This is a genomic window from Mesorhizobium sp. L-8-10 (assembly GCF_016756635.1).
In the GTDB taxonomy this organism is placed as follows: domain Bacteria; phylum Pseudomonadota; class Alphaproteobacteria; order Rhizobiales; family Rhizobiaceae.
Genome location: NZ_AP023263.1, coordinates 8296098 through 8313301, shown reverse-complemented (window position 1 = coordinate 8313301; position 17204 = coordinate 8296098). Strand labels below are relative to the sequence as shown.

18 protein-coding genes, 1 tRNA gene and 2 pseudogenes are annotated in these 17204 nt (G+C 63.0%); 9 read left to right on the top strand and 12 right to left on the bottom strand.

Annotated features, from left to right (window positions below):
- Window positions 1-39 precede the first annotated feature (39 nt).
- Entirely contained in the window at window positions 40-537 is a 498-nt protein-coding gene (gene msrB, locus JN280_RS38430; RefSeq protein WP_202309382.1) for a peptide-methionine (R)-S-oxide reductase MsrB, read from the top strand.
- A gap of 21 nt (window positions 538-558) precedes the next feature.
- Here msrB and yihA read toward each other — a convergent pair whose 3' ends face one another.
- The 5 genes from yihA to rpmH all read right to left on the bottom strand — a co-directional run bounded on the left by yihA (window position 559) and on the right by rpmH (window position 4290).
- Window positions 559-1209 carry a ribosome biogenesis GTP-binding protein YihA/YsxC gene (yihA, locus tag JN280_RS38425; RefSeq protein WP_202309381.1) on the bottom strand — a complete coding sequence of 217 codons (651 nt, stop codon included), beginning with the start codon at window positions 1207-1209 and terminating at the stop codon, window positions 559-561.
- Window positions 1206-1847, bottom strand: coding sequence for a CatB-related O-acetyltransferase (locus JN280_RS38420; RefSeq protein WP_202309380.1), 642 nt, complete (start codon window positions 1845-1847; stop codon window positions 1206-1208). Before JN280_RS38420 ends, yihA begins: the two co-directional genes overlap by 4 nt.
- A gap of 127 nt (window positions 1848-1974) precedes the next feature.
- Window positions 1975-3786 (bottom strand): membrane protein insertase YidC, encoded by a 1812-nt coding sequence (gene yidC / locus JN280_RS38415; protein WP_202309379.1) that lies wholly within the window; start codon window positions 3784-3786, stop codon window positions 1975-1977.
- Complete coding sequence (rnpA, locus tag JN280_RS38410) at window positions 3770-4144, bottom strand: ribonuclease P protein component (RefSeq protein WP_202309378.1); 375 nt, start codon at window positions 4142-4144, stop codon at window positions 3770-3772. Before rnpA ends, yidC begins: the two co-directional genes overlap by 17 nt.
- 11 nt (window positions 4145-4155) lie before the next feature.
- Window positions 4156-4290 (bottom strand): 50S ribosomal protein L34, encoded by a 135-nt coding sequence (rpmH, locus tag JN280_RS38405; protein WP_011579721.1) that lies wholly within the window; start codon window positions 4288-4290, stop codon window positions 4156-4158.
- A gap of 278 nt (window positions 4291-4568) precedes the next feature.
- On the opposite strand from rpmH, the gene JN280_RS38400 reads away from it, so the two are divergent.
- From JN280_RS38400 to JN280_RS38380, 5 genes are all read left to right on the top strand, one after another.
- Window positions 4569-5417, top strand: coding sequence for a TVP38/TMEM64 family protein (locus JN280_RS38400; protein WP_244742715.1), 849 nt, complete (start codon window positions 4569-4571; stop codon window positions 5415-5417).
- A gap of 63 nt (window positions 5418-5480) precedes the next feature.
- Window positions 5481-6905, top strand: a complete 1425-nt coding sequence (locus JN280_RS38395; protein ID WP_202309377.1) for a dihydrolipoyl dehydrogenase family protein — start codon at window positions 5481-5483, stop codon at window positions 6903-6905.
- Window positions 6906-6963: 58 nt separating this feature from the next.
- Window positions 6964-8439, top strand: a complete 1476-nt coding sequence (locus JN280_RS38390; RefSeq protein ID WP_202309376.1) for a sensor histidine kinase — start codon at window positions 6964-6966, stop codon at window positions 8437-8439.
- Window positions 8440-8772: 333 nt separating this feature from the next.
- A tRNA-Arg gene (locus JN280_RS38385) sits at window positions 8773-8849 on the top strand.
- 343 nt (window positions 8850-9192) lie between these two features.
- Window positions 9193-10953: a relaxase/mobilization nuclease domain-containing protein gene (locus JN280_RS38380; RefSeq protein ID WP_202309375.1), complete on the top strand. Its 1761-nt coding sequence runs from the start codon at window positions 9193-9195 to the stop codon at window positions 10951-10953.
- Window positions 10954-10975: 22 nt separating this feature from the next.
- Here JN280_RS38380 and JN280_RS38375 read toward each other — a convergent pair whose 3' ends face one another.
- Window positions 10976-11326 carry a type II toxin-antitoxin system RelE/ParE family toxin gene (locus JN280_RS38375; protein ID WP_202309374.1) on the bottom strand — a complete coding sequence of 117 codons (351 nt, stop codon included), beginning with the start codon at window positions 11324-11326 and terminating at the stop codon, window positions 10976-10978.
- A 5-nt stretch (window positions 11327-11331) separates the two neighbouring features.
- Window positions 11332-11619, bottom strand: a complete 288-nt coding sequence (locus JN280_RS38370; RefSeq protein WP_202309373.1) for a type II toxin-antitoxin system ParD family antitoxin — start codon at window positions 11617-11619, stop codon at window positions 11332-11334.
- Between the two features lie 221 nt (window positions 11620-11840).
- Here JN280_RS38370 and JN280_RS38365 point away from each other — a divergent pair.
- Window positions 11841-12110, top strand: a pseudogene (locus JN280_RS38365) (conjugal transfer protein TraG); the annotation flags it as partial.
- Here the strand turns inward: JN280_RS38365 and JN280_RS38360 are convergent.
- The 5 genes from JN280_RS38360 to JN280_RS38340 all read right to left on the bottom strand — a co-directional run bounded on the left by JN280_RS38360 (window position 12091) and on the right by JN280_RS38340 (window position 15560).
- Window positions 12091-12486: a hypothetical protein gene (locus JN280_RS38360; protein ID WP_202309372.1), complete on the bottom strand. Its 396-nt coding sequence runs from the start codon at window positions 12484-12486 to the stop codon at window positions 12091-12093. The pseudogene JN280_RS38365 and the gene JN280_RS38360 sit on opposite strands and share 20 nt — an antisense overlap.
- Window positions 12487-12607: 121 nt before the next feature.
- Window positions 12608-13846: a type II toxin-antitoxin system HipA family toxin gene (locus JN280_RS38355; RefSeq protein ID WP_202315317.1), complete on the bottom strand. Its 1239-nt coding sequence runs from the start codon at window positions 13844-13846 to the stop codon at window positions 12608-12610.
- A complete protein-coding gene (locus JN280_RS38350) occupies window positions 13839-14486 on the bottom strand; it encodes a helix-turn-helix domain-containing protein (RefSeq protein ID WP_202309371.1) in 648 nt (215 codons plus the stop codon). Before JN280_RS38350 ends, JN280_RS38355 begins: the two co-directional genes overlap by 8 nt.
- A gap of 334 nt (window positions 14487-14820) precedes the next feature.
- A complete protein-coding gene (locus JN280_RS38345; RefSeq protein ID WP_202309370.1) occupies window positions 14821-15018 on the bottom strand; it encodes a hypothetical protein in 198 nt (65 codons plus the stop codon).
- Window positions 15015-15560 (bottom strand): SIR2 family protein, encoded by a 546-nt coding sequence (locus tag JN280_RS38340; RefSeq protein ID WP_202309369.1) that lies wholly within the window; start codon window positions 15558-15560, stop codon window positions 15015-15017. The genes JN280_RS38345 and JN280_RS38340 overlap by 4 nt, the downstream gene beginning before the upstream one ends.
- Before the next feature lie 759 nt (window positions 15561-16319).
- Here JN280_RS38340 and JN280_RS38335 point away from each other — a divergent pair.
- Both JN280_RS38335 and JN280_RS38330 read left to right on the top strand, forming a co-directional pair.
- Window positions 16320-16844 (top strand): flavodoxin domain-containing protein, encoded by a 525-nt coding sequence (locus JN280_RS38335; protein ID WP_202309368.1) that lies wholly within the window; start codon window positions 16320-16322, stop codon window positions 16842-16844.
- A gap of 33 nt (window positions 16845-16877) precedes the next feature.
- Window positions 16878-17114, top strand: a pseudogene (locus JN280_RS38330) (ATP-binding protein); the annotation flags it as partial.
- Between the last annotated feature and the right edge of the window lie 90 nt (window positions 17115-17204).

Here is a 17204-nt window from a genome sequence, read left to right as displayed (position 1 = left end):
GGCAGTATCCTATTTCCTTGCATTGAAGGAGACGCACTGATGAAGCGTCGCGATCTCGTAGCGGGGGGTGCCACGGCTACCATCTGCCTCATGGGCGCCGCTGCTCTTTGGCGTGCGGGCCGAACGAACGTCGCGCTTGCCGAGGTTTTCGAGGTAACCAGGACCGACGCCGAATGGCGAAAGATGCTCTCGGAGGCGCAATACGACGTGCTGCGCCGGGAAGGCACCGAGCGTCCCGGCAGCAGTGCGCTGCTTGAGGAAAAACGCAAGGGCCTGTTCCACTGCGCCGGCTGCGACCTTGCGGTCTATTCCTCCGAGACCAAATATGAATCGGGCACCGGCTGGCCGAGCTTCTGGGACTGCGTGCCCGGTGCCATCGGCACACGGGAAGACAATTCGCTGTTCATGGCTCGAACGGAATGCCACTGCCGGCGGTGCGGGGGCCATTTGGGCCACATATTCGACGACGGCCCGGCGCCGACGGGGATGCGGCATTGCATCAACGGCGTGGCGCTGACCTTCAGGCCCGCCGCCTGATCAAAAATGGCGTGCCGCGCCTCAGCCGCCATTCGCGGCGAGCAGGATCGCGGTCCGCAGCTCTTCCAGCCCGGCGCCTTTCTCCGACGATGTCGTCAGCACGGCCGGAAAGGCGGCCGGGCGCTTGCGGATCTTCGCCAGCGTTTCGTCGATCAGTCGCGGCACGCCCGCAGCCTTGATCTTGTCGGTCTTGGTGAGCACGATCTGGTAGGAGACCGCCGCCTTGTCGAGCAGGCTGAACACCTCCTCGTCGTTCTTCTTGACGCCGTGCCGGGCGTCGATCAGCACATAGACCCGCTTCAGCGTGGCGCGGCCGCGCAAATAGTCGAAGACGAGCTTCGTCCATTTCTCGACCTGCTCCTTGGGCGCCTGGGCATAGCCGTAGCCGGGCATGTCGACCAGCGCCATCGGCGGAATGTCGCCGGTCTCGCCGGAGAACCCGTCCGGCACGAAGTAGTTGAGTTCCTGCGTGCGGCCCGGCGTATTGGAGGTCCGGGCGAGCCCCTTCTGGCCGGTCAGCGAATTGATCAGCGAGGATTTGCCGACATTGGAACGGCCGGCGAAGGCGACCTCCGGCGGGCCTTCCGGCGGCAGGAACTTCATCGCCGGAACGCCGCGGATGAAGACCCACGACCGCGTGAACAGATCCTCGCTGATGTCGATCCCGCTCATCGCGCCGCCTCCAGTTGCCCGATATTGGCGCCGCGAATGGCGTCGAGATTGCGGCTGATCTTCTCCATCGGCCAGTCCCACCACGCGACCGCCAGCAGGCGGTTGATCGTGGCGTCGTCGAAGCGCCGCCTGACCGTGACGGCCGGATTGCCCGCCACGATCGCATAGGGTGGCACGTTGCGGCCGACGACCGCCCTGGCCGCGACGATGGCGCCGTGGCCGATCGACACGCCGGGCATGACCGTCGCTTTCATGCCGATCCAGACGTCATGGCCGACGACCGTGTCGCCCCTGTTCTCCGCTTCCCAACTCGTCTGGTCGAAACCCTGCTCCCAGCCATGGCCGAAGATGTTGAAGGGATAGGTGGAGAAGCCCGACATGGTGTGATTGGCGCCGTTCATGATGAACTTGACGCCCTCCGCCAGCGCGCAGAACCTGCCGATGACCAGCCGGTCGCCGACGAACGGGTAGTGGTAGAGGACGCATTTGTCGAGGAAATGCTCCGGCCCGGCGGGATCGTCGTAATAGGTGAACTCGCCGATCTCGACATTCTCCCGGTCGGCCGCGAGCGGCCTGAGGAAACCGACCCGTGGATGCATCGGGATCGGGTGCTTTACCGCAGGGTTCGGGCCGGTCATGGCGCTCCTTCCGGGGCCGCCGGCCCCCGTCGCATCGAGAATGCCGCAGCGTATCACGCCGGCGGCATGGACGCGCGACGCTCCGACAAGCGAAGCCCCGGGCGGGCCGGGGCTTCAAGCTTACAGATTATTCGGCCGGACTTGGTTTCTTTCGGAACATACCCACCAGATTGTCCCACAATTCGATCTTGGCGCCCTGGCGCTTCATGATGACGCCCTGCTGCAGGATCGAGAGGGAGTTGTTCCACGCCCAGTAGATGACCAGGCCGGCCGGGAAGCTCGCCAGCATGAAGGTGAAGATGACGGGCATCCAGTTGAAGATCATCGCCTGGGTGGGGTCCGGCGGCGTCGGGTTCATGCGCATCTGCAGGAACATGGTGACGCCCATGATCAGCGGCCAGACGCCGATATGCAGATATTCCGGCATGGCGAAGGGCAGCAGCCCGAACAGGTTGAAGAGCGAGGTCGGATCCGGTGCGGCCAGATCCTGGATCCAGCCGAAGAACGGCGCATGCCGCATCTCGATGGTGATGTAGAGCACCTTGTAGAGCGCGAAGAAGACAGGGATCTGGATCAGCACGGGCCAGCAGCCGGCGACCGGATTGATCTTCTCCTTCTTGTAGAGCTCCATCATCGCCTGCTGCTGCTTCATCTTGTCGTCCGCGTATTTCTCGCGGATCTCGAGCATGGCAGGCTGCACCTTTTTCATGTTCGCCATGGACTTGTAGGACTTGTTGGCGAGCGGGAAGAAGACGGCCTTGACGAGCACGGTGGTGGCGAGGATCGCCAGGCCGAAATTGCCGAGCATCTTGTAGAGGGTGTCGATCAGCCAGAACATCGGCTTGGTGATGAAATAGAACCAGCCCCAGTCGATCAGCAGCTCGAATTGGCGGATACCGCGCTCCTTCTCATAGGCGTCGATCGTGGCGACTTCCTTGGCGCCGGCGAAGACCAGCGTCTCGATCGTGGCCGACTGGCCGGCGGCGACGGTGATCGGATCGGTCAGGTAGTCGGCCTGGTAGCGCGGCCTGCCGTTGTCGCCGAAATAGGAGAAGCGCGGCTGGAACGGCTGCTTGGTCGACGGCACCAGCGTGGCTGCCCAGTATTTGTCGGTGATGCCGAGCCAGCCATCGTTGGACTTGCCGGGGATGACCTGCTGGTCATCCTCGATCGTGGAGTAGCTGAGTTCCTGCAGCCCTTCCTCGCCGGTGACGCCGATCAATCCCTCGTGCAGCACATAGACGCTGGCATGGGTCGGCTTGTCGAAACGCGTCACGCGGCCGTAGTTCGATAGCGATACGGGTGCGGCGCCCGCATTGGTCACCGTGTCCGACACCGTGAACATGTAGTTTGAATCGACTGATATGGTGCGCTTGAAAGTCAGGCCCTTGTCGTTGGTGTAGGTGAGCGCGACCGGGGTCGACGGCGTCAGCATCGGCTTGCCTTCCACCGTCCAGACCGTGTCGGCGCCGGGCACCGCGCCCGTGGCGTCGTTGCCGGCGAAGCCGATCTCGGCGAACTGTCCGTTCGGCAGCACGGAGGGGTTGAGCAGTTCGATGGTCGGCGACGTCTTGTCGATCGTCAGGTGGTAGTCCTTGAGGCGGATGTCGTCGATGCGTCCGCCGGTGAGATTGATCGAGCCGGATAGACGCGGCGTGTCGATCTCCACGCGCTGGCTCGTGGCGAGGGCGGCCTCGCGCGTCGTCGCGGTCGCGCCGTCCGTGCCGGGTATGCCGACGGGGGCCGAGCCCGGAACGGTCGCCTGCGGATGGGTTTCGGCGCCCGTGGTCGCGGGCGCATCCTTCTTCTGCTGCTCGGCCTCGATACGCGCGGCTTCGCGCTGCGTTTCGACGCGCGGGCTCACGTAGAACACCTGCCAGAGCGTCAGGATCAGCACGGAAAGTGCGATCGTGATGAAGAAGTTACGGTTGTTTTCCATCGGTGGACCTGGGACCTTGCCGCTTGTCGCGGATACGCCGTCTCAATTCGGCAGCAAGCTGGCCGAAGGGGGCGGAGAGGATCTCGCTACGCCCGACGATCACATAATCATTGCCCGGCGCCATGTCACCTGCGGCATGGAGACGGACCGCTTCCTTGAGCCTGCGCCTGATGCGGTTGCGCTGGACGGCGTTGCCGGCCTTTTTCGTCACAGTGAAGCCGACGCGCGCTGCGCCGGCCTCGCCACGATCCAGCACTTCCAGCAGAAACAGCCGCCCGCGACGCGTTTCACCGCGCCGGACGGCCAGGAACTCCGCGCGTTTGCGAAGTCGTTGCGGCGGCTTGCCGGTCACCGGCAAGGTGCCGCTTCTCAGGCGGAGAGCCGCTTGCGACCGCGATTGCGGCGTGCGGCGATCACCCCGCGGCCACCCTTGGTGGCCATGCGGGCACGGAAGCCGTGCCGGCGCTTGCGGACGAGTTTGGACGGTTGATAGGTGCGCTTCATTTATTTGATACCGCGGTGTGCGGCCCTTCTTCATTCTGACTCTGATGAGCAGGAGCGTCGCCGGCCCGGTCTGTGCGCAATCGAAACTGCGCCGGACCATCGGCCCGAGCGTGTGCGGCTTATAAGTAGAAGGTTCTGAGGAGTCAATTCCCGTATGTCGGGAGGAAATATGACGTCATTGCCGGTAACGAAAGGGTGAAGGAGGCTTGTTTCCGGTCAAAACCCGGTGAGGGCAGCGTCGAGGCGCTTGCCTGCGGTGTCCGGATCGACCATCTGGGATGGCGAAACAAAGGCACGAGACGAGGCTGCAGATCGGCAGCGAAGGGCGGCAGGAACTGGGCACCGGGATCCAAACGCATATGAACGAGGTGACGGCGCATGTCGGGGCCGGTGTTGCGGCCGGCTCAGGCGACAGATGGCGGTTGCGGCGCTTCCTGCCGATCGGCGTCATCGCCGCCGTGATTGCGGTCGCCTATGCCAGGGGATGGTATAGTCAGATGTCGCTCGCCTCTGTGGCGGAGAGCCGCGACGCCCTTCAGACCTATGTCGACCGCAACTACCTTTTGTCGCTTGCAGGCTTTGTCGCCTTCTACGTGATCGTCACCGCCGCGTCCGTCCCGATCGCCACCATGCTGACGATCCTGGGCGGCGGCCTGTTCGGGTGGCTCGTCGGCGGTCTCTCCGCTGCCGTCGGCGCGACGGTCGGAGCCGCCCTCATCTTCCTCGCCGCGCGTTCGGCCTGCGGAACAGGCTTGCGCGGCCGGGTGGCGGGCTTCGCCGACCGGCTGGCCTGTGGCTTCGAGAGCAACGCCTTCGGCTATCTCCTGGTCCTCAGGCTTGCCCCATTCATCCCCTTCTGCGTCGTCAATGTGGCCCCGGCCCTGTTCAAGGTACGGCCGCGCACCTTTGTTGCTGCGACTGCCATCGGCATCCTGCCGGGCGCCTTCGCCTATGCCTCGCTGGGCAACGGTCTCGACAGCGTGGTGGAGGCGGCGCAGCGTGCGGGGCGCGACGCAGCGCTTTCCGATCTGGTCACGCCCGAGATCGTGGCGGCGCTCGCCTGCCTGACCCTTATCGCTCTCGTCGCTGTCGTGATAAGGGTAGCCGCGGCGCGGCGAGCGGCGTAATAGCGTCGGGGCCTTTCGCGTCCGAGCCGCCGAGAGACCCTTCCTCATGACGAAACCTTCGACGTGACCACCGTCCTCACTCCCGATATCTGCGTGATCGGAGCCGGCTCCGGCGGCCTCACGGTCGCGGCTATCGCCTCGGCCTTCGGGGCGCCGGTCGTGCTGATCGAGAAGGGGCCGATGGGCGGCGATTGCCTGAACTACGGCTGCGTGCCATCCAAGGCGATGATCGCGGCGGCGCGTCATATGCACGAACTCGGCCGAGGCGCCGCATTCGGCATACGGTCCGGCAAGGCCAGCGTCGACTTCGCCAAGGTCAACAGGCACATCCGCGAGGTCATCGAGGCGATTGCGCCGAACGATTCCGCCGAGCGCTTCACCGCGCTCGGCATCAAGGTGATCAAGGCCGAGGCGCGCTTCGAGGATCGCCGCACGGTCGTCGCCGGCGACGTCGAGGTGCGTGCCCGCCGCTTCGTCGTCGCGACCGGATCGTCGCCGTTGATCCCGCCGATCCCCGGTCTCGATAGGGTGCCCTATCTGACCAACGAAACCCTGTTCGATCTGACCGAGCGACCGGAGCATCTGATCGTCATCGGCGCCGGCGCGATGGGCATCGAGATGGCGCAGGCCTATCGCCGCCTGGGTTCGGCCGTCACCATCATCGAGGTGGCCGAGCCCCTCGGCGACGAGGATCCGGAACTGGTCGGCATCGTGCTGGAGGCGATGCGCGCCGAGGGCGTGGTTCTGCGGGCTGGCACCAGCGTCGTTGCCGTCGAGCCGGGCGAGGGCGGCGGCATTCGCGTCATCGTGGAAGGCGCAGCCGGCAGGGAAACCATCGAAGGCTCGCATTTGCTGCTGGCGACCGGCCGAAAGGCCAATGTCGACGGCCTCGACCTAGGCAAGGCCGGCATCGCCGTCAATGAAAGCGGCATAAAGGTCTCGCACAGGCTGCGCACCACCAACCGGCGCGTCTATGCCGTCGGCGACGTGACCGGCGCGCGCTTCACCCATGTCGCTGGGCATCAGGCCAAGCTGGTCGCCAAGCAGGTGCTGTTCAGAAGTCTCGGCCGTGTCGCCATGGGCGCCGTCCCCCGGGTCACCTTCTGCGATCCGGAACTGGCCGTCGTCGGCATGACCGAGGCCGAGGCGCGGAAGGCGCACGGCGCCGTGACGGTCCTGCGCTGGCCCTATGCCGAGAACGACCGCGCCCAGGCCGAGCGCAGGACCAGGGGGCATATCAAGCTGATGATCGGTCGGAAGGGCAAACTCCTCGGCGTCGGCATCGTCGGCGCCAATGCAGCCGAGATGATCGGCTTCTGGACGCTCGCTCTCTCCAAAGGTATGAGCCTTCGCGACGTCGCGGCACATATCCCGCCCTATCCGACGATGAGCGAAATTGGCAAACGGGCTGCGATTACCTATTTTCTTGCTGCAACGCGAAACCCGATGGTGCGCCGTCTCGTGCGTTTCCTCAGGGTTTTCGGCTGACGGAAGTTGCCGCGTCTGGCAAGCAGGCGTCGCGAAACGAGTTCGGAGGGCGCGTCTGATGACGGACCAGTCGCAAGGGGCGGCGCTGATCGCCAGGCGGGTCCCGCTCGTTCGTCGCCTGTCGACGAAGCTCCTGTTGCTCACCGTGCTGTTCGTGATGATCGCCGAGGTGCTGATCTTCATCCCGTCGATAGCCAATTTCCGCCTGCGCTGGCTCGAGGAACGTCTGGGCACGGCTGCGGCCGTCAGCGTCGTCCTGATGCAGGGCGAGCCGGTCGAACTGCCCCGATCTGTCCAGGACGGCCTGTTGAAGGCGGTGGGCGCCAAGGCGATCGCCGTGCGCGACGCCGGTGTCTCGCGGCTGCTGGCCGTGACCGAGATGCCTCCCGCCGTCGACGAGCATGTCGACATCGCGGGCATCGGCGCGGGCAGGGCGATGGTCGAGGCGCTCGACACCATGCTCTTCGGCGGCAAGCGCATGGTGCGCGTGTTCGGCAGGGTCGGCGACAGCGACAAGGAGTTCGAGCTGATCATCGCCGACTACAAGCTGCGCAAGGCCATGCTCATCTATGCGCGCAACATCGCCATCCTGTCGCTGCTCATCTCGTTCATCACCGCCACCCTTGTCTTCACGGCAATAAACCGGCTGATGATCGGGCCGATCCGGAGCCTGCGCCACTCGATGCTGTGGTTCGCCGAGGCTCCCAGCGACCCGTCCCGGATCATCCGGCCGAGCGACCGGCGTGACGAGTTGGGCGTCGCGGAGAAGGAACTGGCGGGGCTGCAGATGCAGCTCCAGAGGACGTTCTCGGAGCAGAAGCACCTCGCCGATCTTGGTCTTGCCGTGTCGAAGATCAATCACGACATGCGCAACATCCTGGCTTCGGCCCAGTTGCTGTCCGATCGCCTGGCGCTGGTGAAGGATCCGACCGTGCAGGCGGTGGCGCCCAAGCTCGTGCGCGCCATCGACCGCGCGGTCGCCTATTCGCAGGGCGTTCTCGCCTATGGCCGCACGCAGGAACCTCCGCCGATGCGCCGCCGGCTGCGCCTGCGGCTGCTGGTGGACGACGTCTATGGGTTGCTCGGCATCGATCCGGCCGCGGGCATCGAGTTCGACAACGCCGTCGACGCCGAATTCGAGGTCGACGCCGATTCGGAGCATCTGTTCCGCGTGCTGACGAATCTGTGCCGCAACGCCGTCGAGGCCATGAGCGCCAACCGCGAGAGCGCGGTGGTGCGGCGGCTCACCGTTTCGGCCGAGCGTTCGGGCATCGTGAGCCGCATCCTCGTCGACGACACAGGGCCGGGCCTGCCGCAGAAGGCGCGGGAGAACCTCTTCGCCGCGTTCCGCGGCTCGGCACGCAGCGGCGGCACCGGCCTCGGCCTGGCGATCGCCAACGAGCTGGTGCGCGCCCATGGCGGTACTATCGAGCTTGTGGAAAGCGTCGGCGGCCGCACGGTCTTCGCCGTGGTGATCCCCGACCAGCCAGTCAGCCTCGACGAGGCGCGTTCGGCCATGCGCCGTCCGGCGTGAACCCTGCCGAAGCCGTTGAGGGCTCGCCCTTGCCCGTTCGATCGGTAGCGCGCCGCGACGCCGTGATTTGCCGACGAACGGCCCATGCCCTTCCCGCGCCATCCCCGGAAGGCTTGGAGTGGCTGTGATCTCAAAGCGCGCGGGCCGTGCCCTGCTGGGCGCTCTTCGGCGGCTCGTCCGCCGCCGGGCCCGGGATTCTGGAGCTTTCCGCAGCGTCGAAAGTTTTCGTCCGCGACGGCTTGCATTTCGCGCGGCCAGTCGCTAGGTAGCACCTCACATTCGGGGCCGGTTCTTCGGATCGGCTTCGCGGGCAGTTCTCGGACCGCCCACTGCGCGCCCGTAGCTCAGCTGGATAGAGCACCAGACTACGAATCTGGGGGTCAGGAGTTCGAATCTCTTCGGGCGCGCCACTTAACTAACGGAAATCACTTAATTTTCTGCCCTCGCCGCAATGGCTCCCCAGCATAGAAATCCACTTTAGTCTGGGGTTTCACCCTACGGGCGCGAAGGGCATCAGCACCGACAGCGCATGAATCTGAATTCTTTGTCGCGGGTGGCGGCGGTTGGAGGATGATTTATAGGGGAATGCCTTCCCCCTGGCCGGCGCCGCGGTCGCCGGCACACCCCTTTCTGCGGGGAGCGCCCCGCAACGCTCCCTGTAGAGTGAGAGGTCGGCCCGATTTCCCGTGACGGGTTGGGGTCGGAAGAAAGGCTTCCGGCGCCCGTCGCGGAGACATTCCCCGATGGCCAGACATGACCGCAGTGCTCGCGCCGGCTCAGACCGCACGAGCCTTTACGACGACATCACCAACAAGATCATCGCCGAACTGGAGGAAGGTCGCCCAGGCGCTTGCCGCCGCCCACAAGGCCGGCGGGCGCGTCTCGCGCTCGGGCAAGATCACCTCCGGGCGCGGGCCGCATTTCGCGCGTGGCCGCACGGCGAGCATTCGCGCCAATCGCCTCATCACCAGCCGCACGCGCCTCTGCACCGTCAAGGCGCTCGTCATGCGCAACAGGGGCGAGCGCGGTCCGCTCGCCCGGCACCTCAACTATCTCCGCCGCGACGGCGTCACCCGTGACGGCGAGCGCGCAAAGATGTTTGGCCCGGAGACCGACGACGCCGACGCCAAGGAATTCACGGAGCGCTGCAAGGACGACCGGCATCATTTCCGCTTCATCGTCTCGCCGGAAGATGCCACCGACATGGAGGACCTGAAGCGCTTCACCCGCGAGCTGATGGCACAAGCCGAGAAGGATCTCGGCACCAAACTCGACTGGGTCGCTGTCGATCACTGGAACACCGACAACCCGCATGTCCATGTCATCGTGCGCGGCCGCACCGACGACGGCCAGGACCTCGTCATTGATCGCGACTACATCAAGAGCGGTATGCGCGACCGCGCGCAGGATCTCGTCACGCTGGAGCTCGGACCGCGCACCGATCTCGATATCAGCCGCGCGCTCAATCGCCAGATCGAGGTCGAGCGCTGGACACACCTCGACCGCCAGCTTGCCCGCGACGCCAACGAGCACCGCGTCATCGACGTCGCGCCGTCACCCGACCGCCAGCCCGACGATTACCTTACCCAGAAGGTCGGGCGGCTGCGCCATCTCGAACGGCTCGGCCTTTCGGAGGCCATCGGTCCTGGCCAATGGATCATCACCGACGAGGCCGAAGCAACGCTGCGCGAGCTCGGCCAGCATGATGACATCATCAAGCGCATGCACCGGGCCTTGTCGGAACAGGGCATCGGGCGTGGCGTGGCTGATTATGTCCTCGCCGGCGAGACGCATGGCCTGCCCGTCATCGGCCGGCTGGTCGAGCGCGGTCTCGACGACGAGTTGCGCGGCACGGCTTACGCCGTCGTCGACGGCATCGACGGCCGCACGCATCACATCAAGCTGTCCGACATCGAGGCGGCCGGCGACGGTGCACCTGGCTCCATCGTCGAGCTGCGCAGCTTCGAGGATGCCAAGGGCGAGCGGCGTGTCGCGCTCGCCGTCCGCTCCGACCTCTCGATCGCGGCGCAGACCACGGCCGACGGCGCCACCTGGCTCGACCGTCAGCTCATCGCCAGAGATCCGGGAGATCTTGGCGGCGGCTTCGGCCTCGAGGTGAAACAGGCGATGGAAGCGCGCACCGAGCATCTGATCGAGGAAGGGCTGGCGCGGCGCGAAGGCCAGCGCATCGTCTTTGCCCGCAACCTGCTCGCCACGCTCCGTCAGCGCGAGCTCGACGCGCTCGGCCAAAAACTCACCGCCGAGATGAACATGCCGTTCCAGCAAGCCGCCGCCGGCGAGTATGTCGCCGGCACCTATCGCCAGCGCTTCGCGTTCTCCTCCGGCCGCTTCGCCATGATCGAGGCTCCTGGACCAGATGGGGGCCTCGGCTTCAAGCTCGTGCCCTGGACGCCGTCGATCGAAAGGCACATCGGCCAGCATATATCCGGTATTACCCGCGGTGATGGCGGCGTGAACTGGTCCTTCGGGTGCAAGCGTGGTCTTGGGCTGTGACCATGTGCGGCTGAGGACCGGCCTATTCCTCGTTACGATCCGCGGGCAGATGCCGCGCGAGGTCCCTGCTGTCGTGGAGGATGCGGACGATCTCGATGCGTGCATTGTCGAAGGTGGTGAACAGGATTATGTGACGACCACGCCGGCCGCGCCGCGCAACATGCAGGGAGCGCAGATTGCGGCCGAGTTCGGCGCGGACCCGCGTTCCCGTCGCGTCTGGGCCGTCATCGAGATCGCGCAAAGCCGCGAAGATCGTTGCCCTGTAGCGGCGTGCCTGCTCAGCGCCGAAATGCTCGGCCGTCCAAAGCACGATGCCCAGGACATCCCGCTCGGCGGCCGCGGTGAGGCGGACTCTCCATCGCTGTCGGGGCATGCGGCTCAGCGCGCCCCGGACGCCAGCGCATCCTCGGTGGCACGGGTCAGGTGCTCCTCGAGTTCGTCGACCGAGGCGAAGTCCAGATACCGGCCTTCATCGAGATCGGCGAAGCCCACATGGGCGGCCTCGCGCAGCGCCTTGAGCTTGGCGGCCTCCCTCTCTTCCCGCTGCTCGATCATACGCAGCCCCTCGCGCATGACCTCGCTCGCGTTCTGATAGCGGCCGGATTTCACCAGCCGGTCGATGACCTCTTCATGATGATCGGTCAGGACGACGTTGCGCGTTGGCATGACAGGAGCCTTACTCTCGATTCCAATGCCGACCTTAGCACGTATGGCATATTATGCCAATCGTCGGCGGCGGCCGGTCGGCGGTTCCTGCGTCGCAAAGTGCAAGTAATTTCCGCGACGCCTTCGCTGCGCTACGACAGGCCGGCCAAATCCGGTTGAATCCCGCGCTTTCCTTGCCCTTCCTCGACATTTTCAGTCGGCGCAGCGAGGTCAGCGAAGTCGTGTCGGCCACCCGAGTCCTCTGGGGTCAGATCATCGTCGTGTTTACTATCGTGCTCGTCGCGGTCTGGGCGGCGACGCAATGGACGGCGTGGCGGCTCGGCTTCCAGGGGCAGCTCGGTTCGCCCTGGTTCGAGGTCGCCGGGCTGCCTCTCTATCCGCCGCCGGCCTTCTTCTGGTGGTGGTATTTCTTTGACGCCTATGCGCCGCATGTCTTCATGGAGGGCGGTGCCATCGCAGCCTCGGGCAGCTTCATCGCCATCGCCGTCGCTGACCGAGCTTTGCTTGTTCGTCCGTGAATTCCGCCGCCTTCTTGTCCATCGCTACGTCATCCTCGGCGGTGGTGACGACGATGAACTCCTTTAGGGCGGGCTTGATTTCCAGCGCCTTCGTCGCCTCCTTGCTGACCGTTCCCTTCTTCAGTCTTTCAGCCTTTATGGTCAGCTTGCACTGAACGCCGACCCAATGGTCAGGTGCCTCCGACCGCCGCACGCCGAGCAGATCGATACCGTCCTGAGCCTGTCCGGTCGTTCCGTACTCCTTGACGTTCGGATCGTTTAGAACGTGCTCGAATAAGACTTTCGACTTGCGTTGAAAGCTGCCGAAGTCACCTGGTTTGGGGATTTGAACTGAAGTTCTAAGATTCATGGGTCAAAGATATAGAAACGGGTCTATTCACTCCAAAAGTATCGGTTCCCTTATTCACCTGATCCACAGCCTGCGATGCGGCACCCTCCCCGACATTTCCTGCGAGCCGTGTTCTTGAGCCCTACCCGATGCCTTCCTTGACGAGCGGCACGATCGCCACGTTGCGATCGATCGCGTCGATGACATCCGGCGCAAGCCAGAGGTTCTTCTTCTCGGCTTGCCATGTCTCGAGGAAGCGCGTGACCGTATCGTGCGCTGTGTCGAGTACCAGTTTCTCGGGCAGGCGCGCCTTGGCCGCCAGATAACGCAGTTCGTCTTCGTTGAACTCGCTCACCTTGTTGGTGCGGGCGAATTTCAGCGCCGCCGTTTCGTCCGGAATGTAGGGGATGGTCGATACGAGATCGTGGGCCGGTGAGAGGGCGGGCGACCTGCGATCGTAATAGATCAGCGACCAGTTCTTGAGGTGCATGTCGGCATTGCCGATCAGCGTGCAGAAGACCAGCCGCCGGATGAATTCGGCGATGCTGTCCTCATTCGTTTCGATCCCAAGAACCGTGGCGATGTTGCGATAGCTCGCGGTTTCGTACTTCTCGTCGGGGTAGCGGCGAAAGACCTGCGCGAAATCCTCGATATGCACGAGAGCTTCGCCGTTCCGATCGAAACGGCGAATGGCGAAAGCCTTGTCGCCGCGCAATCGCCCCAGCCCTTCAGGAAGCCCCTCCAGGGAGTCGACGTCGACCAAGTCGATTTCAGGAACATTGATGCCGATGCGAGAGGCGATCGTCATCATCGAGAATTCATTCTCCGGTACGCCATCGAAGCGCTCCGCCGGCAGCTTGACGATCCACGAGCCGCCGACGCCCTTAGCCGGAATAACGAGACCGCTGTTTTTGCCCTTGTTTCGGACAGCGGAAAATTTGAGCTGGACGCCGGCGAGCGAAAATCGCAGCGCCTTTTCCTTTTGTTCGCGTTCACTTCCGCCGGCGGCGTCGCTGGTGGGTGGCCACGCGTCTCCGTTGGTCGGCGTGATGGTCACGGCGCCGGGAAGATCGCGGCCCAGCACCCACAGCAAGAAGAACTCGCGCACTTCCTTCACACCTGCGCGCTCGGCGAGATATTTGCGTAAGGGGCCTTCTGGCAACAGGTTTGAGAAGAACGGCAACACCCGCGTCTGAGTCGCCGGCAGCTCGGTGATGAGCGCGCCGTGATCATCCTTGAAGGAGAGGCTCAAGGTCGGTCGTCCGTCGTCGTCGATGTAGTCTTGGGTGAATGCAAAAATCGAGCGATCACCCTGCAGGAGCGTGAGCGTGCCAATCTTGCTCCCATATAAGGCGACGTCGAGGACAGATACGTCAGGCATGGTCGTCATCTAAATCGTAAGCAGGTTTCGGGCCGGCTATCGTTGCACTGGGAGCGTGAACGAGACGGTTGCGCAACTCTTGCAGGGATGTCGTTGCATGGCGGAGCCTGTCGAACGTCTCAGGAGTCGTCATGATCCTGCCTATCGCCTCCTCTAACACCTTGCTTTGTGCCAAGGACCGCTGCAACTCGTCGAACGGCTTGAGCGCCTTGTTGAGCGCTTGGAAGTCGGGCAGTTGCAATTGAAGGGGGAAGCTGCGGAGCTCCCTCAGAACCGTCGACGCGCGATGCAGTTCCGAGTCATCGGGTAGCGCTTTGCGCAGCGTCTCCGTGACGGTCTCAGCCTGACGCAGTTTGTTCAGAGTGCTCGCGGTTTCCTTGCTGGGCGTCTGCGATGCGGTTGAGCGCACCACGCTTTCCACGGCGGGGATTGCTTTCTTAGGCACCAGCTTCACTTCGAGGTCGAGCAATCTCGCCAACTGAATCAGGCTGGAGAGTTGTAGGTCGACCTTGCCGCCTTCGATCTTGGAGATATGGCTTTGCGGTACTCCGGCGCGCGCGCTGAGGTCGCGCTGGCTTAAGGCTTTCGCTTCGCGCGCTGATTTGAGCGCCGCAACGATATCTTCGATCTCATAGTTCATGTCGATATACTTCTACATATCATCTACCTTGTAGGATATGTGAAAACATATCAAATTTCAAGGACCGACTCGTGGTCTGATATGTAAAAGCAGATCAATGATTGCAATCGATATGCAATAACATATCAAAATGCGAAACTGGCGAGGGGCAGCGATTTGCCGTTTTGGCCTCTTGCGGCGATCATCGCCGCAAACCTCAACATCCGCAAACTAGCCGACGACGTTTTGCTCTCCTGTCTGCTTCCGGCCACCGCCGGACCGAACTCTATGGCTTTGCCACGAACCCGCTTCCGCAGCTTCGGCTCATTCGGGTGAGATCCCTGACAGGTCACTCTCACGCGAACACCTTGTCCAGCGCGGCAAGGTCGAAGCCTTTTCCGCTGACATCAGCACGGGACCAATTCACAAAACGATATCGCTCGCGGAAGCGCTCCTCAGAGGCGGCATCCGGAAAAAAGTCGACAATGGCGAGTGGGGTCTTTTTGCGGCCGAGTTCGTCTCCATCCCAGTTGTGGCGCTGATAGTTTGTCACGAGGCCGTAGAGGATTTGCCGCGGATATTCGTCCTGTGCGGGGAGCGAAAACCCGATGATAGCCATGCCGAAATTGTAGTAGCCGGTGTTCCCATGTCCGACCAGAAATCGTTCAGGCTGGTGGCGTAGAGCAGTTTGGTCGTGGACGGCGGCAGCATGCGCGGCGTGGCCCTGAACAGCAGGTTCTTAGCGTGCAGCGCCTTGAGGTTCCGCGCGCGGTAGACATTTCTGAGCGGGTCCGAATTATGGTGAGGGCCGTCGATCAGGCGCTCCAAACCCAGGGCCTTATCATGCGAGAATATGATGTCCTCGGGCGGGGGCGCCTTCTGCTTCTCGTGCCATGCGATCCGGCGTTCGAAATCTGTGCGGTCAAACCAGTCGATGGAGCCGTGGACTTTCAGCACGACGACTTCATCGCGGCTATCATCGACGATGCCGCCGAATTCACTGACGTCCTTGAGGCGAGTCGGAAACAGGCGATTGGGCTTGCCGACCGTATCCAGAGCCCGCTCCAACAACGTGTCGTAGTTGAAGGTGATCACAGTGTCGCCGGCATCGAGGCGCCTGGCGAACTCCAGATAGAGATCGGGTAACCCTTCACACCTCCTGACTTTTGCTTTGGGCGCAGCGAAGGCCGCGATCCGGCTCGTGAACGGACCCGCAGCCGTCGCGCGCGACTACCTTGCCAGTTTCGGATTGCTGACTCCACTCCAAGGGCGAATTGAATGAAGCCGGGAAGAAGGCCCTCAGGGCCTTCGCGAGGAAGGGCGGGAAACGCCGTTCGGCCGCGCGGTATTGATCTGCGTCAACGCTGGAGTGATGGGTACCGTGTAGTGATGTGGCATTGGAACGCAGCTCGGTCGACTCCCGGAAGGTAGATGGGGCCGCATGCCAATGAGGGAATTGATCGGGTCAGCGCCAACGGAGGCGACTATGACTTCTTCCCCGTGGATGTCGCGAGGCATATTTCGCGTAAAGGGCGATCCTAACCTGGTGCAGGTGCAACTCGGACGATTTTCCCGCCCGTTCACAGAACGGGACTACCAGGCGGCGGGGTACAAACCACCCTTGGAGGAAGTGCCTTGGAAGGGCGAGTTGCCAGCCCAGACCGCCGCCCGCGGGCTTCATGAACGAACGTGGGAGTCAAAATCCTCGTCGGGTTGACGTCGATGCTGACGCTGAATGAGGAACACTCTTTTGATGCTCCGACTTTCTCGCAGCGCGCAACAGACATAAATCGAAGCTTGCTCGTGCATCCGCTCCTAAGGTTGTCACAATGACCTACAGCAAGGAGATGTCTGATGAAATTCGTCGTCGCGTACGCCACAACCGAAGGGCAGACTAAGAAGATTGCTAGTTTTGTTTCTTCAAAACTCGCAGATATTGGCCATCAGATATCGATTAAGGATTTGAGTGATTATTCGGTTAGATCTAAGTTGGAAGAATTTGACGGAATTATTCTTGCCGGATCAGTTCATGAAAACCAACATCAGGAAGTACTTGGTTCATTTATAGTTGCTCACAAAGCTGTTATAGAACAAAAAAGAACTTTGCTGTTGTCAGTCAGCCTGTCGGCCGCATTCGAAGCTACGATTAAAGAAGCTGATGGATATGTGAAGAGCTTTTGTGAGAATCTAGATTGGCACCCGGATAAATATTTACTAGTTGCAGGTGCAATCAGGCATGCCGCTTATGGTTACTATCAAGAGATGATCATCCAGCACCACGTCTTGCCAAGACGCCCCGTCGAGAGTCCGGAAGAAGACCATGAATTCACGGATTGGGAATCGCTGGAGAAAGCGATTGTTGACTTTGCCGGAACGTGACAAGCACGGTCATTCCTCCACGCCGTGGCAAGGGTCCGCGACCTCGCCACCGGCGCCTTCATTGCCGACCAACGCAACGCCGTCCTCATCGGCGGCACCGGAACCGGCAAGTCGCACCTGGCAATCGCGATCGCCCGCGCCCTCATCCGCAGTGGCGTCCGCGGCCGCTTCTTCAACGTCGTCGATCTGGTCAACCGCCTCGAGACCGAGCATCGCGCCGGCAAGCAGGGACGCATCTCGGGATCGTCGCTCGCGAGGAAGACCATCATTTCCGCCGGGGTCAGCGGATGGAACTTCTCGTCGGGCAGATCGGGCAGGTTTGGCTCGGTCGCGACCAGCCAGCGCCGGCGCACGTCGTAG

Bases quoted from the DNA above. Each gene is read 5' to 3' on its own strand.
- msrB (WP_202309382.1), top strand. From the start codon at position 40: ATGAAGCGTCGCGATCTCGTAGCGGGGGGTGCCACGGCTACCATCTGC.
- yihA (WP_202309381.1), bottom strand. From the start codon at position 1,209: ATGAGCGGGATCGACATCAGCGAGGATCTGTTCACGCGGTCGTGGGTC.
- JN280_RS38420 (WP_202309380.1), bottom strand. From the start codon at position 1,847: ATGACCGGCCCGAACCCTGCGGTAAAGCACCCGATCCCGATGCATCCA.
- yidC (WP_202309379.1), bottom strand. From the start codon at position 3,786: ATGGAAAACAACCGTAACTTCTTCATCACGATCGCACTTTCCGTGCTG.
- rpmH (WP_011579721.1), bottom strand. From the start codon at position 4,290: ATGAAGCGCACCTATCAACCGTCCAAACTCGTCCGCAAGCGCCGGCAC.
- JN280_RS38400 (WP_244742715.1), top strand. From the start codon at position 4,569: ATGGCGAAACAAAGGCACGAGACGAGGCTGCAGATCGGCAGCGAAGGG.
- JN280_RS38390 (WP_202309376.1), top strand. From the start codon at position 6,964: ATGACGGACCAGTCGCAAGGGGCGGCGCTGATCGCCAGGCGGGTCCCG.
- JN280_RS38380 (WP_202309375.1), top strand. From the start codon at position 9,193: ATGACCGCAGTGCTCGCGCCGGCTCAGACCGCACGAGCCTTTACGACG.
- JN280_RS38375 (WP_202309374.1), bottom strand. From the start codon at position 11,326: ATGCCCCGACAGCGATGGAGAGTCCGCCTCACCGCGGCCGCCGAGCGG.
- JN280_RS38370 (WP_202309373.1), bottom strand. From the start codon at position 11,619: ATGCCAACGCGCAACGTCGTCCTGACCGATCATCATGAAGAGGTCATC.
- JN280_RS38360 (WP_202309372.1), bottom strand. From the start codon at position 12,486: ATGAATCTTAGAACTTCAGTTCAAATCCCCAAACCAGGTGACTTCGGC.
- JN280_RS38355 (WP_202315317.1), bottom strand. From the start codon at position 13,846: ATGCCTGACGTATCTGTCCTCGACGTCGCCTTATATGGGAGCAAGATT.
- JN280_RS38350 (WP_202309371.1), bottom strand. From the start codon at position 14,486: ATGAACTATGAGATCGAAGATATCGTTGCGGCGCTCAAATCAGCGCGC.
- JN280_RS38335 (WP_202309368.1), top strand. From the start codon at position 16,320: ATGAAATTCGTCGTCGCGTACGCCACAACCGAAGGGCAGACTAAGAAG.